This is a genomic window from Vicinamibacteria bacterium (assembly GCA_035570235.1).
Lineage (GTDB): Bacteria > Acidobacteriota > Vicinamibacteria > Fen-336 > Fen-336 > DATMML01.
In genome coordinates, this window is the sequence record DATMML010000084.1 from 1 (window position 1) to 21506 (window position 21506).

Sequence of the window (21506 nt, forward strand, 5' to 3'; positions counted from 1 at the left end):
CCGGTGCAGGACGGGGGGGGGCAGCAGTCGGGGGGGGAGCGGCCACGGGGGGCGCGGGAGTGGGCGCGGGGCGGGGCGCCGGGTGCTCGGGCGCGAGCGCGAAGTTCACCGCCGGGGCGGGGGGGGTAGGGGGTGCGGGGGGAGCCACGGCGGGCGAGGGGGCGGGGGCCGGCGCCCGGGGTGAGGCGACCGTCTCCCCCTCCGCCGCAATAATGGCCACCACGGTATTGATCGGCACCGTCGTGCCGGGGGCCACCCGGATCTCCTTGAGCACGCCCGTCGCGGGGGAGGGGATCTCCGCGTCCACTTTGTCGGTGGAGATCTCGAAGAGAGGCTCGTCCCTCTGGACCTTGTCCCCGATCTGCTTCATCCACTTGGTGACCGTCCCCTCCGCGATGGATTCGCCCATCTGGGGCATGATGACGTCAGTCATGCGACACCTCGCTAATAGTCGTGCAGTGCCCGGATGGCCTTGCCCACGCGCCCCGCGTCGGGCAGGAAATGCTCCTCGAGGGGCGGGGAGTAGGGTACGGGGGTGTCGGGAGGGGCGATCCGGACGAGAGGGGCGTCGAGGTATTCGAAGGCCCGTTCCGCGATGAGGGCGGAGATCTCCCCCCCTGGCCCGCCCGTGCGGGTGGGCTCGTGGAGCACGATCACCTTGCCCGTCTTGGCCGCGGTGCGGAGGATGGCTTCCTCGTCCAGGGGCTGGAGGGTGCGGAGGTCCAGCACCTCGACCTGGATCCCGTCCCCCGCCGCCGCCTCCGCCGCTTCCAAGGCCACGTACCGCATGGCCCCGTAGGTGATGATGGACAGGTCCTGGCCCTCGCGAGCGAGGGCGGCCTGGCCGATGGGGACCAGAACCTCGCCCTCCGGTACCTCCTCCTTGATGCGCCGGTAGAGGAACTTGTGTTCGAGAAAAATCACGGGATCGGGATCCCGGATGGCCGCGGTGAGGAGTCCCTTGGCGTCCCGGGGCGTGGCGGGGGCGACGATCTTGAGTCCGGGCACGTTCATGAAGAAGGCCTCGGGGTTCTGGCTGTGAAAGGGCCCGCCGTGCACGCCGCCACCGCAGGGCCCGCGCACCACGATCGGTATCCCCGCCCCCCATCGGAAGCGGCTCTTGGCCGCGTAGTTCACGAGCATGTCGAAGGCGCAGGAGATGAAGTCGATGAACTGCATTTCCGCGATGGGCCGCAGCCCCATCAGGGAGGCGCCGATGGCCGCCCCCACGATGGCCGTCTCGCTGATGGGGGTGTCGATGACTCGGCTCTCGCCGAAGGTCTCCAGGAAACCTGCGGTGGCCCGGAAGGCCCCCCCGTAGATCCCCACGTCCTCACCGATGACGAAGACCCGCTCGTCCCGCTGCATCTCCTCCAGCATAGCCAGGCGGATGGCCTCCAGGTAGGTGAGGACCGCCATCAGCGCGCGCCCTTGCCGCGCTCCCATTCGCGCACGAGGGGGGGGGTGGGCGGAGCCACGGCGCGGTCGGCGTAGACCCCGCTCATGGCGCTCTCCGGCTCCGGAAAGGGGCTGGCCTCCGCGAAGGCCAGGTCCTCGCGAAGAGACGTCTCGATCGAGGCCACTATCGCCGCCAGCTCGTCCTTGCTGGCGATCCCCTGGCCGAGGAGGTGGCCCTCGTAGCGAAGGAGAGGGTCCTTGCGGGCCCACTCCTCCAGCATCTGCCGGGGCACGTATTTCATGTCATCGTGCTCGGCGTGGCCCCGCATGCGCATGGTGTCGGCCTCGATGAGGGTGGGGCCCTGGCCCCGCCGCGCCCGCTCGATGGCCTCGCGGGTCACTTCGTAGACCGCGAGCACGTCGTTGCCGTCCACTTGTTCCCCGAAACAGCCGTAGGCCGGGGCCCGGTCCACGAAGCGGGTGTTGGCGGTCTGCTTGTAGGTGGGGGTAGAGTAGGCGAACTTGTTGTTCTCCACGATCACGACCAGGGGCGCCTTCTGGACGCAGGCGAAGTTGAAGCCCTCGTGGAAAGCACCCGTGGAGACGCCGCCGTCCCCGATCCAGGTCAGGGCCACCGTCCGCTTGCCCTTCATGCGCTCCGCGATGACGGCCCCGGTCAGGACCGGCACCACGTCCCCCAGCATGGAGATCACAGAGGGCATGCTGCCGGTCTCGGAGAGCCAACCGAAGTGCACGTTCAGATCGCGGCCCCGGGTGGGGCCGGCGGCGCGGGCCATGTACTGGGCGAAAACGTCGCGGGGCCGCCCGCCCCGCACAAAGATGGCCCCCAGGTTGCGGATGAGGGGCGTGAACATATCGCCCACCTCCAGGGCGTAGGCGCTCCCCACCGAGCAGCCCTCCTGGCCCAGGCTGCGGTAGAGGCCCCCCACGACCTTGCCCTGGCGGTAGAGATTGGTGAGCTTCTCCTCGGCCAGGCGGTTGAGGTTGAGATAGTGGTAGAGCTCGAGGAGCTGGGCCTTGCTCAGCTGGGCCGCCGGGGGCCTTACCGCGGGAGCGGGGCTGGACATCTAGGCGTCGATGGCGTGGCCGTAGACCGCCTCCGCCGCCTGCATAAGGACCTCGGGCAGGGTGGGGTGGGGGTGCACGGTCCGGAAAATCTCCTCGGTGGTGGCTTCTAGGCGAAGGGCCACGCAAGCCTCGGAGATGAGATCGGTGGCGTGGGGTCCCACGATGTGAACACCGAGGACCTCGTCGTACTTCGCCTCCGACACCACCTTCACCAGCCCCTCGGGGTGGCCGAGGATGCGGGGCTTGGCCAGGTTGCCGAAGGCGAACCGCCCCACCCTCACATCGTAGCCTCGTTTCTTGGCCTCGGCTTCCGTGAGCCCGACCCCCGCCGTTTCCGGCGAGCAGTAGGTAGCGGAAGGGATGCGGTCGTAGTTCAAAGGCTCCGTGTTATGGCCGGCCAGGCGCTCGGCCACCCCGATGCCCTCAAAGGAAGCCACGTGGGCGAGCTGGGGATGGGGCCGATCGTCAATGGTCACCACGTCTCCGATGGCGTAGACGCCGGGCTCCGCGGTCTCCATGCGGGGGTTGACCCGGATGAACCCGCGATCCAGCGGAATGCGGGTCGCCTCCAGGCCGAGGCCGTCGGTTACGGGCCCGCGTCCTACGGCCAGGAGGAGCAGGTCCGCGGTCAGGGTTTTGGTCTCCCCGGCGGCGGTGGTGAAGGCGACCTCCACCCCGGCCGGGGTCTTGATGGCGGCCTGGGTCCGGGCCCCGGTGTGGATCGTCATCTGCTTGGCGAGGACCTTGCCCGCCTCGGCCGATATCTCCTCGTCCTCCAGGGGAAGCACGCGGGGCAGCATCTCGATCACGGTGACGGCGGAGCCAAAGCGGGCGAAGACGGAAGCGAACTCGATGCCCACCGCCCCCGCCCCGATGACGATCAGGGTCTTGGGGATCTCCGAGATCTCGAGGATCTCGTCGGAGGTCACGATGGATCGACCGTCGGGCTCGATGCCGGGAAGGCTCTTGGGCCGGGAGCCGGTAGCAAGCAGGATGGCCCGACTCGCGACCCGCCTCTCCTCCTTGTCGCCCGTCACCACGACGGTGCCCTTGCCCTCCAGTCGCGCCTGGCCCTTGAAGAGGGTGATCTTGTTCTTCTTGAAGAGGTAGCTCTCGATCCCCTTGCTGAGCCGGCTGACGATGCGCGCCTTCCGGCTCATCACGGCCGGGAAGTCGATCCCGATCTTCTCGGCCACGATCCCGAACTCCTTGCCGTTCTTCAAGTCCTCGTAGAGGTCGGCGGTGTGCAAGAGGGCCTTGGTGGGGATGCAGCCCCGAAGGAGGCAGGTCCCCCCGCAGCCGGTGGGATCACGCTCCACGACCGCGGTCCGCAGGCCCATCTGGGCGGCCCGGACGGCGGCCACGTAGCCGCCCGGTCCGCTCCCGATCACGGTTAGGTCGAAGCTCTCGCCGTTGGCCAAGGTTTTCTCCTCGATGACGACAAACGGAAGCCCAAGCTACCAGATGGCGGTGGGACTGACAAGGCGCGGCGGGGCGTCTGATAGAATCGGGGATCACTTATGTCCGAAGCGATGTTCATCGTGGTGTCGATCTTTCTCCTCCTGCTGGGGAACGGCTTCTTCTCGGGGAGCGAGATCGCGGTCATTTCCGCCCGCCGAAGCCGGATCGAGGCGCTGGTGGGGGAGAAGAGCAAGGCCGCCCAGCGGGTGAAAGAGCTCCAGGACAACATGGATCACTTCCTCGCCACTGCCCAGATCGGGGTCACCGTCATGGGCACCCTGGCGGGCGTGCTCGGGGGGTACCTGGCGAGCCGCCACCTGGATCCCTGGCTCCGGACATCCCCTTTGGCACGCTATCTGCCCGTCTCCTTCGAGGCCGCGTTCATCGTGGGCCTGGGGATCGTGTACGTGGAGCTGGTCCTGGGCGAGCTGGTGCCCAAAGCCTTGGCCCTCCAGTTCACGGAGACCGTGGCCCTCCTCGTCTCCTGGCCCTTCCAGGTCATGTCCCGGGCTTCGCGCCTGCTGGTGGCCGTCCTCACCGCCTCCACCCGGGGGGTGCTTCGGCTCTGCGGGGTGCGTGAGTTCGGGGGGCGGACCTTCGTCTCCGAGGAGGAGATCAAGCATCTGGTCCGGGAAGGACGCCAGCAGGGCGTGCTGAACCAGACGGAAATGGAGCTTATCCACAGCGTGTTCGAGTTCACGGACACGCCCGTGCGCAAGGTGATGGTGCCCCGGCCCAAGATCTTTGCCCTCGACGCCAACACCCCCCCCGACGAGGTGGGGAGCCTGATCGTGGAGAGCGGCTTCTCGCGTATTCCCGCCTATGAGGGCTCGGTGGACAACATCGTAGGGCTACTCTACGTGAAGGACGCCCTGCGCCTGCTGGAAAAGCGGCAGCCGGTGGTCGTCCGCAAGATCCTGCACCCCGTGCATTTCGTCCCCGAGACCAAGAAGGTAGGCCCCCTCCTCAAAGAGCTGCAGAAGCGTCGCACCCACATGGCGGTGGTGATCGACGAGCACGGCTCCGTCACCGGCCTCGTGACCCTCGAGGATCTGCTGGAGGAAATCGTGGGCGAGATCCAGGACGAATATGACTGGGAAGAGCGCCCCGTGGAGCGCCTTCGCGATGGCTCGCTGGTGGTGGAGGGGACGGTCACCGCGGCCGAGTTGCGCGAAGGCTTTCAGGTGCCGTTGCCGGAATCCCCGGAGTTTGAGACTGTGGCCGGCTTCATGCTCGACCGCCTCGGCTCCGTTCCCAAGGGGGGGGAGGTGGTGACGGTGGGGGACTATCGTTTAACGGTCGTGGACGTGGAGCGCAACCGCATTAGCAAGGTCAAGATCGAGAAGGCGCCGGCCTCGGTCAAGGCCTGAGGGCGGTCAGGGCGGCGACGGGCTCGGAGCGGGCGGTCGGATCGGTTCAATCCGGGGCTCCGCTGGCGGTCGGGGAGACGGTACCGCAGGGGGGACGCCGGGTACGTCGAAGAGCAAGGGCGCGCTCTCGCCCCCGACCTGGAACGAGCGCAGGTCCTCCTCCGTGATCTGGGGACGGCGCACCACGTGGGGGGTGAGGGTCATCACGATGTCCGTCTCCAGGACCTCTCTCCTGTTGTGCGAGAAGATGCGTCCCAGGACGGGGATGCTGGCCAGGCCGGGAATGCCGGTCAGGCTCAGACGCTCCTGGTCGTTGATGAGGCCGGCCAGGATGTTGGTCTCGCCGTCGCGCAGCCGGATCACGGTCGTGACAATGCGGCTGTTGAAGGTGGGCAGGCCCTGGTAGCCGGGTGGTCCCACCGCAGAGACGTCCAGCTTCAGGTTGAGCGTGACGTCGCCGTCGTGATGGACGCGCGGCGTGATGTCGATGTTCACCCCCACGTTCTTGTATTCAAACGAGGTGATGGGCTGCTGGGGTAGACCGCCCTGGGCGATGGCAGAGAAGGTGGTGACGGGCACCGGCACCTGGTCCCCGAAACGAGCCTGGGCGGTCTGGCCCTCAGAGGTGCGGAGCTGGGGATTGGCCAGGATCCGGGTGGAGCTGTCCTGCTGGAGGAGGCGGTAGATCACGCCGGGCAGGGCGGTCACCACCAAGCTCGACTTTGCGTAGAGGTCCTCGTTCAGGGTGGTCTTCCTGGTGGGATCGGGGAAAATGCCCCCCGCCACCCCTTCGATCCCCTGCGCCTCTAGACCCGAGCTGATCTGGATCCCGTATTCCTTGAGCTTGGTTCGGTTCACCTCCAGGATCTCGACCTCCACCACCACCTCCGCCCGCCGCTTGTCGACGACCTCCACGATGCGCTCCGCGGCCGCGACCTTGTCGGGAGTGTCGTTGATGGTGAGGGCGTTGGCGCCGGGCAGGGGAGCCACCCGCCGGGCCCCCAGCACCACGCGCAGCAGGTCGATGGTCTCCTTGAGGTCGGCGTTGGAGAGGAAAAGGGTTTTCACCGTCTGCTGCTCGAACTCCCGACGTTTGGCCGGGGTGTCCGGCACCACGGACACGATGTGAGCGTCCACCACCCGGTGGAATGTGTGGCCGGTGCTCCCCAGCGCGGCCAGGGCCTGCTCGAAGGGGACCTCCTTGAGATCCAGGGTGATGGGCTGGTCCTGGAACTGGGGGTCGAAGATGAAATTCACTCCCGCCGCCTTCCCCAGAGCCAGGTAGGACTCGCGTAGGCTGGCGTTGTGGAAGGAGAGGCCGAGGGGGTCCCGGGCGCCCGGGCCCAGGGCCAGCCCCGGGAGCGCCTTCTCCCGCACCCGTTCCTTGATCTCGTCCAGGGAGACCGCCTTGGCTCCGGCTTGCCTCCGGGCCTCCGTGGCCTGGATCTCCCCCGCCACCACGGGGGAGGCGGGATCGAGGTCGAGGGCCAGCCGGTACTCGTCCAAGGCTTCCTTGAGGAGACCGCGTCCGCTCAGTCGGCGCGCGGCGAAGGTATGATCCTGGGCGGCGCGCAGGCGAGCCCGCTCCAGACTCTTCCGGTACTGGGGGTTGTCGGGATCGAGCTTCACGGCTCTGGAGTACTCGATCACCGCGCGGTCGTAGTCCTGGCGGCGCTCCGCCCGCTCCCCCGCCCGGAAGGCGCCGGAGGTCGCGCACCCCAGGAGCCCAAGCAGGGTCAGCAGGGAGGCGGCGCGCCTCATCCCCTGATCACCTCGACCCCAGGAGGGACCTGGAAGCGGAAGAGCCGGTCCGGCAGGTCCACGTTCTCCCGGATGTCGTCGAACTCGAAGCGGCTGCGGTCCCCCTGGGCGTCCTCGACCTGGATCCCGCGTACCCGGTCGGCCGCATCCAGGTCCACGAAGACCCGCTCGATCTCCGGCTCCGGCTTCCGGGGCGTGAGGCGCAATCGGGGCCGGCCGGAGGGCGTCCCCTCCAGGCCGACCTCGAACTGGCTGAGGATGTCGCCCTGGCCGGAGAGGAGCAGGGAAGGGATGCTCCGCTCGTGGTCCTGATCCCGCACCACCACTTGCCGATCGGCAGGAACATAGAAGTAGTAGGCCTTCCCGTCAGCGACGAACGTCTTCTTCTCGGGGTCCTTGTACTCCCAAAGCATGCGCCCCGGCCGCTTGATGGACAACACTCCGCGCTCCACCACCTCGCGGCCCAGGACTCCGGACCGGTAGGTCTGGACGAAGCGGGCGGTGAGATCGCCGACCCGGGCCTGGTGCGCCTCCAGGCGGTGGACGAGGCTCTCCGCGGGACTGGCCTCCGCCACGGGAAGGGGGACGGGGTGAGGGAAGAGAGCGCGAATCGCGAAGGCGGCCAGGGTGAGCAGCACAGGCAAAACATGATAGCTTAAATCCTCATGTCCCTGATCGGCACCCTGAGCGAGATCAAGCTGTCCGACGTCTTCCAGCTCTTCGCCGCCGGCAAGAAGACGGGTCTGCTCACGGCCTCCGCCCCCGGGCGGCAGGCCCTGGTGCGGTTCCACAAAGGGGCGGTGATTCACGCCAGCGCGGGACGCCTGCAGGGGGACGAGGCGGTGCTGGACATCTTCGGGTGGAGGGAGGGCCAGCTGACCTTCGTGCCCGAGGAGAGGGTGGTGGCGGCCAACGTCAGCCACGGAGTGGACGTGCTGATCATGGAGGGGCAGCGACTGGGCGAAACCTTCCACAAGATGAACGAGCTGATCCCCACCGACAACGTGGTCTTTCAAATGGCGCCTCCCCCGCCCGACGGCGCGCAGCACACCGTGGGGGCCACGGAGTGGAGAGTCCTCCGGCTGCTGGATGGGGTGCGCGATCTGCGCGAGTTGGTGGAGGCCGCGAAGCTTCCGCGCACGGAGGTGGCCCGCGTCCTCTTCGAGATGACGGTGGCCGGCTTCCTGGAAAAGGTGGAGGTCGAGAAAACCGCCCGCGCCCAGGCCCAGGGGCGCGGTCGGGAGCTGGCGGAGCTCGACGTCCGCTTCGAGGACGAGTGGCGCAAGGTGCTGCGCTTCGAGGCGGGCGTGCTCCAGGTACAGGTGCGCACGCTAGGGGCCCGAAAGCGGGCGGTGCTCGGCGTGGCCTTCCGCCCCGGCCTCATCCGCGACATCCACCTTCCCAAGAGCGCCCTCGTCGAGCTGAGCGTGCGTGAAGGAGAGGACGTTCTCGTCCGGCCCGTGGCCTGAGCCTGCTTCTCTGGTACCATCCTCGTGGTCCATGAGGCTCCTTCCTGTCCTCCTCCTGCTCTCGGCCGTGCCGGGCCGGCCGGCGAGCCCGTCGGAGCCGGAAATGCGGGGCCTTTGGGTAGTCCGCACGGCCCTCGTTTCTCCCCAAGCCGTGGACCGGGTGGTGGACGAGGCGCGGGAATCGGGCTTCAATACGCTCTTCGTCCAGGTGCGGGGCCGGGGCGACGCCTTCTACGAGTCTAACCTGGTCAGCCGCAGCTCCCTGCTCTGGCAACAGCCGGCCGACTTCGATCCCCTGGCCCGCCTGCTGGAGCGCGCCCGCGCCGCCGGCCTCTCCGTCCACGCCTGGCTCAATGTTCTCTTGACCGCGCATTTCACCCAGCCCCTGCCCGCGGGCCACGTCCTTCGATTGCACCCCGACTGGTTGATGGTCCCCCGGGCCGCCGCGGGGGCTAGCCTCGCCGGCCCGCCGTCCGCTCTGCCCCGCATCGTGGCCCAGGCCGCGCGCAGCGATGGGGACGTCGAGGGCTACTACCTGTCCCCCTCCGCCCCCGGCGTGGCCGAGCATCTGGAAGCGGTGGTGCGCGAGCTGCTGAGGAGGTACCCCGTTCAGGGGCTCCATTTGGACTTCATCCGCTATCCCGGGCCTGACTACGACTACTCGCGGCCGGCCCTCGAGGGCTTTCGTCGGGTCCACGGAGGCTCCGACCTGGTCGCGAGCCCCGCCCAGGACCCGGCGGCCTGGGACAGGTACCGCCGGGACACCCTCACCGCCCTCCTCGTGAAGATCGGGAAAGCCGCGCGCGAGGAGCTGCCAGGGGTGGTCGTGTCGGCGGCGGTGGTCCCCGACGAGGCCCAGGCCGTGAGCCACCGATACCAGCATTGGCCGGCCTGGATGGAGCGGGGGCTCCTGGACGCCCTTTGCCCCATGACCTACACCCCCGACAGCCGCATCTTCCGGCAGCAGCTCGAGCAGATGCTCACGCATGTCGTAGGGTCGAAACCGGCAATATGGGCCGGGATCGGAGCCTACCGGCTGCCCTTGGCCGGGATCCTGGAGAAGGTCCGGATTGCGCGCGAGTCGGGTGTTTCCGGAGTCCTCCTCTTCTCGCACGAGTCGATCCTCCCCGGTGACCGAGTACGGCTGCGCCACGAGGCCTTTCCGCCCCCGGACGCGCTGGGGCCTCCGGGCGCGGGCGCCCGGACCCTCTCCGGTCGATCGCCGCGGTGAGGGGATGACCCGCGCGCGGCGGGCTTGGTTCCTCGGCACCGCGCTCGCCGCCGCCGCCTGCCGCCATCAGCCCCCGGTCCAGAGCCCGCCCGCGGCTCCCTCTCCCGCCCCTGGCTATCCCTGGGCCCGCGCTACCCTGGCCCGCCTATCTCTGGCCGAGAAGGCGGCGCAGATGATCGGGGTCCGGGCGACCGGCCTCTACCGCAATCCGGCCTCCACGGAGGCCGTACGCCTGCGCGAGCGCGTGCGGTCACTAAAGGTGGGGGTGGTGGTGGTGTTCGAGTCGGAGGTGGAGACTCTGCCGCGCTTGCTGAACGAGCTCCAGGGTCAGGCCGACGTCCCCCTGCTCGTGGCCGCGGACCTGGAGCGCGGCCTGTCCTTTCGGATCCGGCGTGGAGTCGTGCCCCTGCCTTATGCCATGGCGGTGGGGGCCACTCGCTCCGAGCAGGCCGCTCGCTTCACGGGCCAGGTGGCGGCCCGGGAGGCGCGGGCCCTCGGCATTCACTGGGCTTTCGCCCCCGTGACGGATGTGAACAACAACCCCTCCAACCCCGTCATCAACATCCGCTCCTACGGCGAGGACCCTGAGCTCGTGGCCCGCATGGCCGCCGCTTTCGTGCGGGGGGCCCGCGAGGGGGGCCTCCTGACCACAGCCAAGCACTTCCCGGGGCATGGCGACACCGCGGTGGACAGCCATCTCCAGATGGCCACCGTGGCTGCGGACCGCGCGCGGCTGGATGCGGTGGAACTGTTGCCCTTCCGGCGCGTGGTCGAGGCGGGCGTGGACTGGGTCATGCTCGGTCACATCGCCGTCCCCGCGCTCGATCCCTCGGGGGCCCCCGCCACCCTTTCCTTGCCCATGTCGGAGGTACTGCGGCGCGACCTGGGCTTCCAGGGCATGGTAGTGACGGATGGGATGGACATGGCGGGGGTGCGTCCCGCCTGGACGGGGGAGGCCACGGTCCGCGCCGTACAGGCAGGGGCGGACCTCGTCCTGCTTCCCCCCGAGCCGGAAGTCGCCGCCCAGTCCCTGGTACGGGCGGTGAAGGAGGGCCAGCTCACGGAGGCGCGCCTGGACCTCTCCGTGCGGCGCATCCTAGAGACCAAGGAGCGTCTGGGGCTGGACAAGAACCGGCTGGTGGATCGGGAGACCTTCGCCAAGAGCGTGGACCGACCGGAAGACGAAGCGGAGGCGCAGAGGATCGCCCGCGCGTCGATCACGGTAGTCCGCAACGAAGGACATGTGTTGCCCCTGCACGCGGAGCAGCCGCTGCACCTCCTGCATTTGGTGCTCTCCAGCGACATCCACAACCCGGCCATCCACGGCGTCCCCGAGGAGGAACTTGCCGGGCGGCGGATTCCCACGGAGACGGTGAGCCTGGGACCCGAGGTTTCGGAGGAGACCTCCGCTGCCCTGGTGGCCCGAGCACCGGAGTTCACGCACGTGCTGGCCTCCGGCTTCGTGAGGGTCACGTCCTCCAAGGGGACTGCCGACATGGCCGGCAGCCACGCCCGGCTGCTGCAGGGTCTGGCGGCTACGGGCCGACCCGTGATTGTGGTTTCGTTCGGGAGCCCCTATCTCCTTCGGCAGTTCCCCGAGGTGCCGGTCTACGTGGCCGCCTACGGCTCCGCCGACTCCAGCCAGCGGGCCGCGGTGGCGGCCCTCTTCGGGGAGTATGCTGTCGGCGGGAAGCTGCCCGTCACGCTTCCCGGGCTCTACCCCTATGGCCACGGCCTCGCGATACCGAAGGAAGAGATGACGCTGCGCGCGAGCCGTCCTGAGGACGCCGGCTTCCGCCCGGGCGGGCTGTCGGGAGTGGACCGCGCGCTGGACCAGGCGCTGGAGGAAAAGATCTTCCCCGGAGGCGTGGTGGCAGTGGGGAAGGACGGAGGTCTCGTTCACCTTCGGCCATTCGGACGCTTCACCTACGACAAGGACGCACCCGAGGTCCACGCGGACACGATCTATGACCTCGCGAGCTTGACCAAGGTCATCGTCACCACCACCCTGGCCATGATCCTGGTGGATGAGCAGAGGCTCGACATCTCCAAGCGGGTCAGGGACTTCCTGCCCGGGTTCCAGGGCGGGGCCAAGGATCAGGTGACCGTCCGGCAGCTTCTGACCCATTCCGCCGGCCTCGACTGGGGGGGGCCGCTGTACAAGGAGATAGAAGGCAAGGACGCCTATCTCAAGCGGATCCAGGCCATGGAACTCGTCTACGAACCGGGCACACGGTCCGTTTACAGCGACCTGGGCGTGATCCTCCTGGGCGAGATCCTCGAACGGGTGGCGGGCGAGGGGCTCGACCCTCTCGCCCGGCGTCGGATACTGACCCCACTGGGCATGAAAGACACCCTGTACCGGCCCCCGCCCGCTCTTCTGCCGCGGATCGCGCCCACCGAGCAGGACCCTTGGCGCGGCCGGCTCTTGCGGGGTGAGGTCCATGATGAGAATGCCTTCGCGCTGGGAGGCGTGGCCCCCCACGCAGGCCTCTTCGGGACCGCCCGGGACCTGGCCCGCTTTGCCCAAATGCTCCTGAATGGGGGGGTGCTCGAGCACCACCGGATCGTGTCCCGCGAGACGGTAGATCTGTTCACGCGGCGGGCCGGGGTGCCGGGCGCGAGCCGAGCCCTCGGCTGGGACACGCGTTCCGAGAACAGCTCCGCGGGGACGCTCTTCTCCTCCCGCTCCTACGGTCACACCGGCTTCACGGGGACTTCGGTCTGGATCGATCCCGAGCGCCGGCTGTTCGTCGTCCTCCTGACCAACCGCGTTCATCCGAGCCGCGAGCGAGATCCCAAGGGCGCGGCCATCCGTCAGGTCAGGGCCGCGGTGGCGGACGCCGTGGTGCGCGAGCTCGCGGTGCCGTGATCCTCCCCCTGACGGTCGCCGCGCTACTTGCGGCACCGCCGGTCCAGGTGGGACTCGAGCAGGTCGAGGCGCAGGGGGGAGCACCCGTCAAGGGCAAACGTATCGGCCTCGTCGCACACGCGGCCTCCGTCACCGCGGACGGCCGCCTCGCCGTGGACGTGCTGCGCGGGCTGGGGGTGGACGTGCGCCGGCTCTTCGCTCCCGAGCACGGGCCCCGGGGACGCCTGGCCGCGGGGGCGCCCGTGGAGGAGGGCCTGGACCCTGAATCGGGGCTGCCCGTGGTGAGCCTCTACGGGAAGAAGGCGAAGCCGGCGCCAGAGGATCTGGTGGGCCTGGACGCCCTGGTGGTGGACCTGCAGGACGCCGGCGTGCGGTTCTATACCTACGAGAGCACGCTCATTCTCTGCTTGGAAGCGGCCGCGGAGGCAGGGATCGAACTCCTGGTGCTCGACCGGCCCAACCCCCTGGGCGGGGAGCGGATGGACGGACCCCTGCGCGACCCGACCCAGCCCTGGAGCCTGCTCAGCTTGGCCCCGGGCCCCCTGGTCCACGGCCTGACCCTGGGGGAGTTGGCGCGGCTCGTGAACGCGGGACGGGGGCAGCCGGCCCACCTCACGGTGGTCCCCATGCGCGGCTGGACTCGCGGAATGACGTGGGCGGACACGGGCCGCCCCTGGGTGCCCCCGTCGCCGAACCTCCGCAGCGCGGAAGCCGCCCTTGCCTATCCAGGGGTCTGCCTCCTCGAAGCCACCAACGTCTCCGAAGGTCGTGGGACCGGTGCCCCCTTCCTGCTCTTGGGGGCTCCCTGGATGAAGCCGGACGTGGTTCGCCTCGATGTCTCCGCGCCCGGCTTCGCGCTGGAGGCCACCCGCTTCACGCCCCGGGAGGCAGCCGTGGTCCTGGAGCTGAAGTACCGGGACCGTGAATGCCAGGGCCTGCGGGTGAGGGTCACGGATCCCCGGGCCGCACGGCCCTACGCCCTCGGCCTCGCCTTGCTTGGTGCCTTGAGGAAGCATCACCCCGAATTCCGCTTGGCCCGCGAGGGCGCGGGCCTGGATGGACTCCTCGGGACCCGGCGCGTCCGGGAGGGTCTGGAGCGCGGGGAGAGCGTAGACGCCATGCTCGCCGTGGACGCTCCCGCCCGGGATTCCTTTGCCCGGGACCGCAAGCCCGCCCTGCTGTATTGACGCCGCATGGACTCCCTCCGCGTCGGCTTGCCCGCCCTCCTCGGCATCCTGGGCTATCTCGTGGCCATCAACGTCTTGGGGGCCCGCCTGGGACGGGGCCAAAAGGACGCCGGGGACTACTTCCTGGGCGGGCACGCGATGCCCTGGTGGGCGGTGATGGCGTCGATCGTGGCCACCGAGACCTCCGCCCTCACCTTCCTGTCCGTCCCCGGCGACGCGTACCACAGCGGGTACACATTCCTTCAGCTCACCCTCGGCTACCTGGTCGGTCGGATCCTGGTCGCGCGCATGCTCCTTCCCGCTTATTTCCGGGGCACCCTCCCGACCGCCTACGCCCTGCTGGAGCGACGCTTTGGCGTGGCCACCCGGCGCTTCGCTTCCTCGGTCTTCATGGTCACGCGCGTGATGGCGGCGAGCGTGCGCCTTGCCGTGCCCGCCATCCCCATTGCTCTGGTCCTGGGCGTGCCCGTGTGGAGCGCGATTCTGATCCTGGCCGGCGCTACCGCACTCTATACTTTCGCCGGGGGCATCAAGGCTGTGATCTGGATCGACCTCATCCAGGTCGCGGTCTATCTGAGCGGGGCCCTGCTGGCCCTCGGGTTCCTGGCGGGTGCGGTCCCGGGCGGGCTGGGCTCCATCGTGGGGGCGGCGGTCAGCCGCCCCGGGAGCGTTCTCGATTTCGACCCCGACCTCTCTCGCCCCTACACGTTCTGGGCGGGCCTCCTCGGGGGGACGTTCCTGGCCATGGCCAGCCACGGGGCGGATCAGCTCATCGTCCAGCGCCTGCTCGCCTGCCGGGGGCTACGCGACGCTCAGAAGGCCCTGGTCGGGAGCGGGGTCGTGATTATCTTCCAGTTTGCTCTCTTCCTGACCATCGGGGTGGCCCTCTTCTCCTTCTATGGGGGCCGGGCCATCGACCCCACCGGCTCAAGTGCCGCTGCTTTCCGCGGGAGCGACGAAATCTTTCCCGCCTTCATCGTAGGCCACCTGCCCGCCGGAGTCTCCGCCTACCTGATCGCCGGCATCTTCTCCGCCGCCATGTGTTCCGAGGCCGCGGCCCTCAACTCGCTTGCCTCTGCCCTCGCCCACGACGTGGTCGGGCCCGTGTTCGGGGCCCGGCGCCTCGAGGGCGGAAGCGGGCTCTGGCTCGGCCGCGTCCTCACCCTCCTGTGGACGGTCGTGCTGGCGGGCCTGGCCGTGGGCTTTAGCCGGCTCCGCGAGGGGCAGCCGGGCGTCCAGGTCGCTCTCGGCCTGGCCAGCGTGACCGCGGGCGGTCTCCTGGGGGCGTTCTTGCTCGCCCGCTACGTGAATCGGGCCCGGCAAGCGGACGCGATGGTGGCCGTGGCCATCTCGGCGGTGGTCATGCTCGCAATCTGGCTCGGGGCCAAGGGCTGGATCGATTGGCCGTTGGCCCGCCGGATTTCTTGGCCTTGGTACTCGCTCCTGGGCTGTGCGATCACGCTGGGAACGGGTTTCCTACTCGCGCGTCGGCACGCGGGCCCCGATCCCCGGGCGGGCTAGCGCTTCCCTCAGCCCCGGGCCGTCATCCTGTTTTGGACAACCTGGATGGCGGAGGTGATGCGCGCGATCTTCCGGTGCCGCGCTTGGGTGGCGAGCGCGTCGTCTTGGGGCGGTACCTCGGCCCGGGCGTCGCGCTGCAGCTTCTCCAGCTCCTGCCGGAGAAGAGCCAGCTCGCCGGGGAGGAAGGCCTTGAGCGAGCCCACGTTGAGGAGAATGAAGCCCTCCGCGATTTGGGAGGCCATAGCGGGGGCGCTGCCGCCCATGAAGTTGGCCATAGCAGGGGGTGATTATAGCAGGACACGTCGGTGACACCGATCGTTTTCCCCTTCGACGCCGGGTCCATGGTGACCGGCATCGAGGGGTTGGTGAGCGAGCCTGAGGACCGGTACCGGGAGGTCAGGCCAGGGGGGGGACCCAGCCGGACGGCTCCTTCCCCTTAGGGCGCGCGCAGACGCAGAGGCCGGAGCCGGGTTCACGGGCAGGGCAGCCACCGCAAGGTGATCGACGATGCCAAAGGCGAGCGTTGGTCGCTCGCCGCGGGCCCATCCGCCTATTTGATGCAGACCGCGCGGACCTGCTTGAAATCCGTCACCCCCAGCAGGACTTTCTGAATGCCGTCTTGGAGGAGGGTGGTCATGCCGTCCCGGACCGCTTGCTTGCGGAGTTCCTCGATGGGCTCCCTTTTTTGGATTTTGCGCTTGATATCGTCCGTAGCCACGAGGAGTTCGTGGATGCCCATGCGGCCCCGGTAGCCAGTGTTCCCGCACTTCGGACAGCCCTTGGGCCGGCCCAGGCGGAAGCTGGGGGAGTAGCGGACACCCAGTTTCTCCCAGGCCTCGAGCCCGTACTCCTGCATCAGCTCCGCAAACTCCTCCTGGGTGGGGGCGTACTCTTCCTTGCAGTCCTTGCAAAGGGTGCGGACCAGGCGTTGGGCCATGATGCCGAGCAGGGCGTCCGCGAAATTGAAGGGGTCGATCTCCATGTCCAAGAGGCGGGTGATAGTTTCGGGAGCGGAGTTGGTATGGAGAGTGGAGAAGACCAGGTGGCCAGTGAGGGAGGCCTCGATGCCGGTGGCCGCGGTCTCGTGGTCGCGCATCTCGCCGACCATGATCACGTCCGGGTCGGCGCGTAGGAAGGCGCGCATGGCGATGGCGAAGGTAAAGTCGATCTTGGGATGGACTTGCACCTGCCGCAGCCCCGGCTGGGTGATCTCGACGGGGTCCTCCGCCGTCCATATCTTCATGTCCGTGGTGTTGATGAAACCGAGGCCGGAGTGCAAGGTGGTGGTCTTGCCGGAGCCGGTCGGACCCACCACCAGGCAGATGCCGTAGGGCTTCTGCAGGATCCTCTTGAACTCCGAAAGATTTCGCTCCAGGAAGCCCATCTTCTCCAGGGGAAGGGGTTTGGAAGCGGCCAGGAGGCGCATGACCACGTCCTCGTTGCTACCCGAAGTGGGAATCGTGGCCACGCGCAGCTCGATCGACCCCATTGGCCCTTTGAAGCGGATCTTGCCGTCCTGGGGCTTGCGCTTCTCCGCGATGTCCAGTTTGGACATGATCTTGAAGCGCTGCACGATGGCGTTGCGGTGGGGGGCGGGGATCTCCAGGTACTTCACGCAATCCCCGTCGATGCGCAGCCGCACCTGGGTGGGTGCGGTCTTGCCATAGGGCTCGATGTGGATGTCGGAGGCCCCCCGGTTGTAGGCATCGATGATGATCTGGTTGGCCAGCTTCACGATCCCGCTGTCCGTCTCGTCCACCTCCGGGGGCGCGCTGGGGTCGGGCTCGTGCCCCTCGAGCTCGTCCTCCTCCCCGCTGCCCAGCTCCATGATGATGCGGCCGAGGTCTTGCTCCTCCGCCGCACCCGCTGCCACCCCGTAGCTGGTGTGGATGTACTCCAGGATGTCGCCCCGCAGGCCCACCACGAAGTCGCAGCGGGGGGCCAGGTTCATGGCCTTGATCGAGTCCTGGCGGGTGAGGTCGTAGGGGTCCTCCACCGCCACCAATAGCGTCCCCTCCTTCCTCTCGATGGGCGCGCACACGTTTTTCTTCAGAAAGTCGAGGGTGAGGCGGCCCTTCAGGTCCTCGGGGATGGTCCGCCCCAGGGGCTCCCAGAAGGCGCAGCTGTAGAACTGAGCCAGGGCGCGGCCCACCTCCTCCTTCGGGATCTTGAGGTCCTCCTCCAGGATCTTGGCCACGTCCACCTGGTTGACGCGGGCATTGGAGATCGCCTTCTCCAGGTCCTTCTCCGACACGAGCCCCTTGTCGATGAGGAGCCCGTACTTGGAGGGCCGGTTGCTGCGGGCGGCCCGGTGCTGGTTGTAGAAGGCGATGCCAAGGATCTTGGCCAGCTCGCCTGCGGCCTCTTCGTCCTTGGGCGTGAACTGGCCGCCCCCGCGCTTGTTGAGGAGTTCCAGCACCCCCAGCAGGTATTTGTCGAAGAGGATGGGGCTGGAAAGGATCTGCGTGGTGTGGAAGCCAGACGCTCGGTCCCAGCGCGAATCGAACTTCAGGTTCGGGTGCAGGCGGGCCAGCTCGGCAGGATCGTAGGCATTCTTGACGTTGGCCGTCCGGCGAGAGAGAGCTGCGAAGCCGGCGATGGATCCGAAGGTCTTGGGGACTCGGATCTCCTTTACCTCCTGTCCGGCTTTGAAGAGAGAGAACAACTCCTGGTTCTTGGTGTCGAGGGCAAAGATGGTCACGCGCTCGGCCTCCACCAGGTCCAGCATCTTGTCCTTGATGTCCACCAGGATGTCCTGGATGCTGGGCGCGGAGTTGATCAGGTTGGCGATCTCGATGAGCCGCTTCCGGTACGACAGCTCACGTTGGGTCGTGTCGATGCCGGCTCGCGTGGCCATTCCGGCTCCCTCCTCGGGAAGGACCTCAAAACCGTTGTTCGAGCGAGAATAAGCGCTCCCAGGGAAGGGGTCAAGGTGAGAAGTCTGGAGTGTCGGCGCGGGACCGAAATCGGCCTCTGCCGGGTAGTGGGTCAGTGACCCACTACCCTCTGCCGAGACTACTGGTGCGCCGCGACCATGCGTGATAGACTCCGCCTTGCTTTTTCCGACCGGGGCGTGGCTCAGCCTGGCTAGAGCGCTTGGTTCGGGACCAAGAGGTCGGAGGTTCGAATCCTCTCGCCCCGACCAACATAGATTCAATGACTTAAAGGTAGTTCCGAGGGCCTCGCTCGAGGCCCTCAAACGTCTCAGGATCGCACCGGGATCGCAAGCGCTCCCTCTCTGAACGGGCGTTCAGTTCCAGGAGGTCTCGCGAGGTGCCATGACGTTCCACGTCAATGCGACCAAGCACGGCCTCTCAGACCACGATGGGGGAGCGTCGATGTCGCGAGCCGACTCGTGGGATCTCTCCGCTTTCCCCATTGGCATTTGGGCATCTACACCGATCCGCTCGTGTGAGAGCTGACGTTCAGACGCTCAGCACACCCGCTGTCGGCACTCTCGTCGCTTCGCGCACCGCACCGACGTAGAGCCGCCCAGCATACGGGAACGACGTGCTCTGACTATGGTCAGGCGCGATGACCAGGACGGTGCTACTCCCGCATTCCTTCCATCCGGGCACCGATCGCGCGTAGGTGCAGCCGAGTGCCTCGGTGGCTTAGTTCGGGCGGTGTTTGTTTGGGGCTCTTCAGTCCTCCAAGCCCCGAGCAGCACACAGCTCCCAGAACCGCTCACCCTGGATCGCTGGGTGAGCCCACGAGACCAACTCGAGGACTTGGCGATATTCGGCCAGGACGTTCCCGGCGGCCCCGGGCACCGGCACCACATCCCACTCCTGGTCATCGGCGAGCACGTGTCCTCGAGGGCACCGGACGAGAAGCGTCCTCCAGGTGACGCGACAGAGCAGGCCGTGAGCTCTGCAGCGCCGGCCGAAAGCTGCTCCGCTCATCACAGCTTCCTCGGGGCCACGGTGATCCAGTCCGGTCCGGTCTTTTAGGTAGGGCATTGGGCGACGCCTTTTCACTAAGCCTCCTGCTTGCATTGAGTCGGGCTAAAACGCAAATCCGGCGCGCGCGTAGAAGCCGTTGTGCCCTTCGCTCCGACCGTAGGACACGCTCAGGGTGTTGGCGCGGTCGAGCCAGGCGAACCACAGCCCGCCGCCGTAGCCGGTGTGCCACTTGGTCGAGTTCTCTGGGTTGTAGTAAACGCGTCCCACGTCGCCAAAGCCGAGGATTCCCCAGGACCCGGGCAAGAAGATGTGGAACTGAGAGATGTAGATGCGGAGATCGGCGTTGCCGTAGATCGCGGCGTCACCCGCGTAGCGGTGCCGCTGCAGCCCCCGCACTGGCTCGTCTCCGGCCGACGAGCCAAACCCGCCCAGCCCCCCTCCCAAATAGGCCGCCTCGAAGTAAGGGTAGGTACCGAAGACCTTCTTCCCGCCTGCGCGCAGGGCGAGGGTGGGGGCCTTGTCACCTCCGGGCGTCAAGTAGGCGGCGGCCCTTCCCTCGAGGGAGCCGAAGGTCTCCATAACATCCCAGGCCTTGGGCCAGACCTGGCCCGTGACCCGTACATCCGCCCCGCTTCGGGGGTAACCGAAGCTCCGCAGGGCCACCCCCCCTGGCGCCTTGGACGCCTCGGCACGGGTGTCCAGCTCCAGGGTGCCCGTGCCTCCAACCTCACCGAAGTCTCCGTACCCGTACGGCCGCTGCAGGTTGATGACGGTCACGTCCTGCTTGTGTTGGCTGGAGCTGTACTTGACGGTGGGGCCGAGGGAGAAGGTGAGGTTCTTTACAATGGGGATGGAAACACTGGGTGTGAAGGCGTACTGGAGCTCCTTGGCCTTGAAGAAATCGGAGTTCTGGTTCCCGCCATCGGATGTCTCGTTCCCGAAGCCGAAGAAGCGGCTGGCCTCCACACCAGAGGCATAGGCGTACCAGCCCACGTAGACTCCCCGGTTCTCGAAGTGGAACTCCGCCTTGTAGTCGGCCCGGAACGAGCTGTCCCCGGTGACCCAGGCCGCGCGGATGATATGGCGGCTCGCGTCGGGCTCCTTGCGAAAGCCGAACGCCTGGGTATCGACCCCACCCCCAACCAGAGCCCCGATGTCGCTGCCATAGGAGAGCCAGGGGACGAAAAGAGTCGTGCGTCCCCAGTCGCGGGGTGGGATCCAGGACGCGTTCTTGGGGGGTGGCGGGGGTGTGTAGGGCTTGCGGTCGAGGTGAGAGCCAGGCCCAGGGAGGAGCTCCCCCGATCCGGTGTCACTGAGCCGCGTGCCCCCGCCCTTGGTATCGTCCACCACCGCATGGCCGCGCCCCCCGATCACGCGCACTGTGATGCTGTTGGGTTTACCCAGGGTGACGATGCGGTCGTCGCCGCCAAGAAGGTAGATCTGCACCTCCTGGGTCTCGCCGTTGTGCAGCGTGCGGTGGAAGAAAGGCTCCCCCGTAAGCTTGCCGTCCTCTCCCCGCCGCCACACCTGGACGAGGGTGTCGCCACTCTCGAGCCGCTTGACCTCCACGTACTCCGGAGCGTCGGTTAGGTAGATCTTCACCTTGTCGGCGATGTGCTCGTAGAAGGCCTCCGCTCCCTCCACCAGTCGGTCGCGGCGGCCCTTCAGGTCGTGGATGAGCCGCGCGCCATCGATCTTGAAGTACTCGGGGGGCATGCGATGGGCCGCTTTCTCGATCGCTTGGTCCGTGATCTGGGCCTTGAGCTCCTGGGCGACCTCCTTGTAGACCGGGCGCTCCAGACCGGCCAGGAGCTGACGGTCCTGGTCCCGGCCATTCCAGGTGAGGCCCTCCATCCCGGGATAGTGGTCGCTGTAGTTCTGAAGGATGGGGACGCGCGGGCGGGCGAGGGCCAGAACCAGCCCCTCATAGCGGCAAAACGCCTGGTCCCGGTCGTCCGGGATCGGCTGCCAGAGCTCCTTTTCCGGGAACTTCGCCCAGCGCCACTGGTCCCGGTGGCGGTCGAAGTCCCCGATCATGATGTCCAGAAGTCGTGCCTTCAGCAGGGCCCGGGCGTCCGGCCGGTCCTTGGAGTCGGTCTCGATCCGCTTGTAGAACACGTCGTGTTTCAGGACCTCCGTCGCGCCCTGGAAACCCGGGTTCTTGTCGGACTTGGCGCCCGGATACTCGTAGACCTGGCCCACCAGACCCGCAAAGTCCTTCCGGAACTCCCCCAGTGCCGGG

Annotated in this window: 16 protein-coding genes and 1 tRNA gene; 7 read left to right on the top strand and 10 right to left on the bottom strand. The window is 67.8% G+C overall.

The genetic code is table 11. The features are described 5' to 3' along the window. The 4 genes from VN461_15220 to lpdA form a co-directional block, all read right to left on the bottom strand. The coding region (locus VN461_15220; protein ID HXB56129.1) for a biotin/lipoyl-containing protein at nucleotides 1-433 on the bottom strand (433 nt) is incomplete at its 3' end. An 11-nt stretch (nucleotides 434-444) separates the two neighbouring features. Then, nucleotides 445-1419: an alpha-ketoacid dehydrogenase subunit beta gene (locus tag VN461_15225; protein ID HXB56130.1), complete on the bottom strand. Its 975-nt coding sequence runs from the start codon at nucleotides 1417-1419 to the stop codon at nucleotides 445-447. Next, complete coding sequence (locus tag VN461_15230) at nucleotides 1419-2486, bottom strand: thiamine pyrophosphate-dependent dehydrogenase E1 component subunit alpha (GenBank protein ID HXB56131.1); 1068 nt, start codon at nucleotides 2484-2486, stop codon at nucleotides 1419-1421. Before VN461_15230 ends, VN461_15225 begins: the two co-directional genes overlap by 1 nt. Continuing rightward, nucleotides 2487-3908, bottom strand: a complete 1422-nt coding sequence (lpdA, locus tag VN461_15235) for a dihydrolipoyl dehydrogenase (protein HXB56132.1) — start codon at nucleotides 3906-3908, stop codon at nucleotides 2487-2489. A 99-nt stretch (nucleotides 3909-4007) separates the two neighbouring features. On the opposite strand from lpdA, the gene VN461_15240 reads away from it, so the two are divergent. Then, a complete protein-coding gene (locus VN461_15240) occupies nucleotides 4008-5318 on the top strand; it encodes a hemolysin family protein (protein ID HXB56133.1) in 1311 nt (436 codons plus the stop codon). Nucleotides 5319-5324: 6 nt separating this feature from the next. On the opposite strand, the gene VN461_15245 is transcribed toward VN461_15240, so the two are convergent. Together VN461_15245 and lolA are read right to left on the bottom strand one after the other, a co-directional pair. Continuing rightward, on the bottom strand, nucleotides 5325-7079 hold the full coding sequence (locus VN461_15245) for a secretin N-terminal domain-containing protein (GenBank protein HXB56134.1): 1755 nt from the start codon (nucleotides 7077-7079) through the stop codon (nucleotides 5325-5327). Then, a complete protein-coding gene (gene lolA / locus VN461_15250; protein HXB56135.1) occupies nucleotides 7076-7717 on the bottom strand; it encodes an outer membrane lipoprotein chaperone LolA in 642 nt (213 codons plus the stop codon). The genes VN461_15245 and lolA overlap by 4 nt, the downstream gene beginning before the upstream one ends. A gap of 27 nt (nucleotides 7718-7744) precedes the next feature. Between lolA and VN461_15255 the strand changes: the two genes are divergently transcribed. The 5 genes from VN461_15255 to VN461_15275 are packed head-to-tail and all read left to right on the top strand — an operon-like array spanning nucleotide 7745 to nucleotide 15359. Further along, nucleotides 7745-8548: a DUF4388 domain-containing protein gene (locus VN461_15255; GenBank protein HXB56136.1), complete on the top strand. Its 804-nt coding sequence runs from the start codon at nucleotides 7745-7747 to the stop codon at nucleotides 8546-8548. Between the two features lie 31 nt (nucleotides 8549-8579). Continuing rightward, a complete protein-coding gene (locus tag VN461_15260; protein ID HXB56137.1) occupies nucleotides 8580-9779 on the top strand; it encodes a family 10 glycosylhydrolase in 1200 nt (399 codons plus the stop codon). Between the two features lie 4 nt (nucleotides 9780-9783). Further along, nucleotides 9784-12651 (top strand): glycoside hydrolase family 3 N-terminal domain-containing protein, encoded by a 2868-nt coding sequence (locus VN461_15265; protein ID HXB56138.1) that lies wholly within the window; start codon nucleotides 9784-9786, stop codon nucleotides 12649-12651. Next, a complete protein-coding gene (locus tag VN461_15270) occupies nucleotides 12648-13838 on the top strand; it encodes a DUF1343 domain-containing protein (GenBank protein ID HXB56139.1) in 1191 nt (396 codons plus the stop codon). Before VN461_15265 ends, VN461_15270 begins: the two co-directional genes overlap by 4 nt. A 6-nt stretch (nucleotides 13839-13844) precedes the next feature. Continuing rightward, nucleotides 13845-15359: a sodium:solute symporter gene (locus VN461_15275; GenBank protein HXB56140.1), complete on the top strand. Its 1515-nt coding sequence runs from the start codon at nucleotides 13845-13847 to the stop codon at nucleotides 15357-15359. An 8-nt stretch (nucleotides 15360-15367) separates the two neighbouring features. On the opposite strand, the gene VN461_15280 is transcribed toward VN461_15275, so the two are convergent. Beyond that, nucleotides 15368-15634: a hypothetical protein gene (locus VN461_15280; protein HXB56141.1), complete on the bottom strand. Its 267-nt coding sequence runs from the start codon at nucleotides 15632-15634 to the stop codon at nucleotides 15368-15370. A 275-nt stretch (nucleotides 15635-15909) separates the two neighbouring features. After that, nucleotides 15910-18216, bottom strand: a complete 2307-nt coding sequence (locus VN461_15285; protein HXB56142.1) for an ATPase, T2SS/T4P/T4SS family — start codon at nucleotides 18214-18216, stop codon at nucleotides 15910-15912. 210 nt (nucleotides 18217-18426) lie between these two features. Here VN461_15285 and VN461_15290 point away from each other — a divergent pair. Continuing rightward, nucleotides 18427-18504, top strand: a tRNA-Pro gene (locus VN461_15290). 499 nt (nucleotides 18505-19003) lie between these two features. On the opposite strand, the gene VN461_15295 is transcribed toward VN461_15290, so the two are convergent. Together VN461_15295 and VN461_15300 are read right to left on the bottom strand one after the other, a co-directional pair. Next, the gene (locus tag VN461_15295; protein HXB56143.1) at nucleotides 19004-19168 is read right to left on the bottom strand and encodes a hypothetical protein; all 165 of its coding nucleotides are present in this window, start codon (nucleotides 19166-19168) and stop codon (nucleotides 19004-19006) included. 198 nt (nucleotides 19169-19366) lie between these two features. Continuing rightward, on the bottom strand, nucleotides 19367-21506 hold a 2140-nt coding region (locus VN461_15300; GenBank protein HXB56144.1), incomplete at its 5' end, for a hypothetical protein.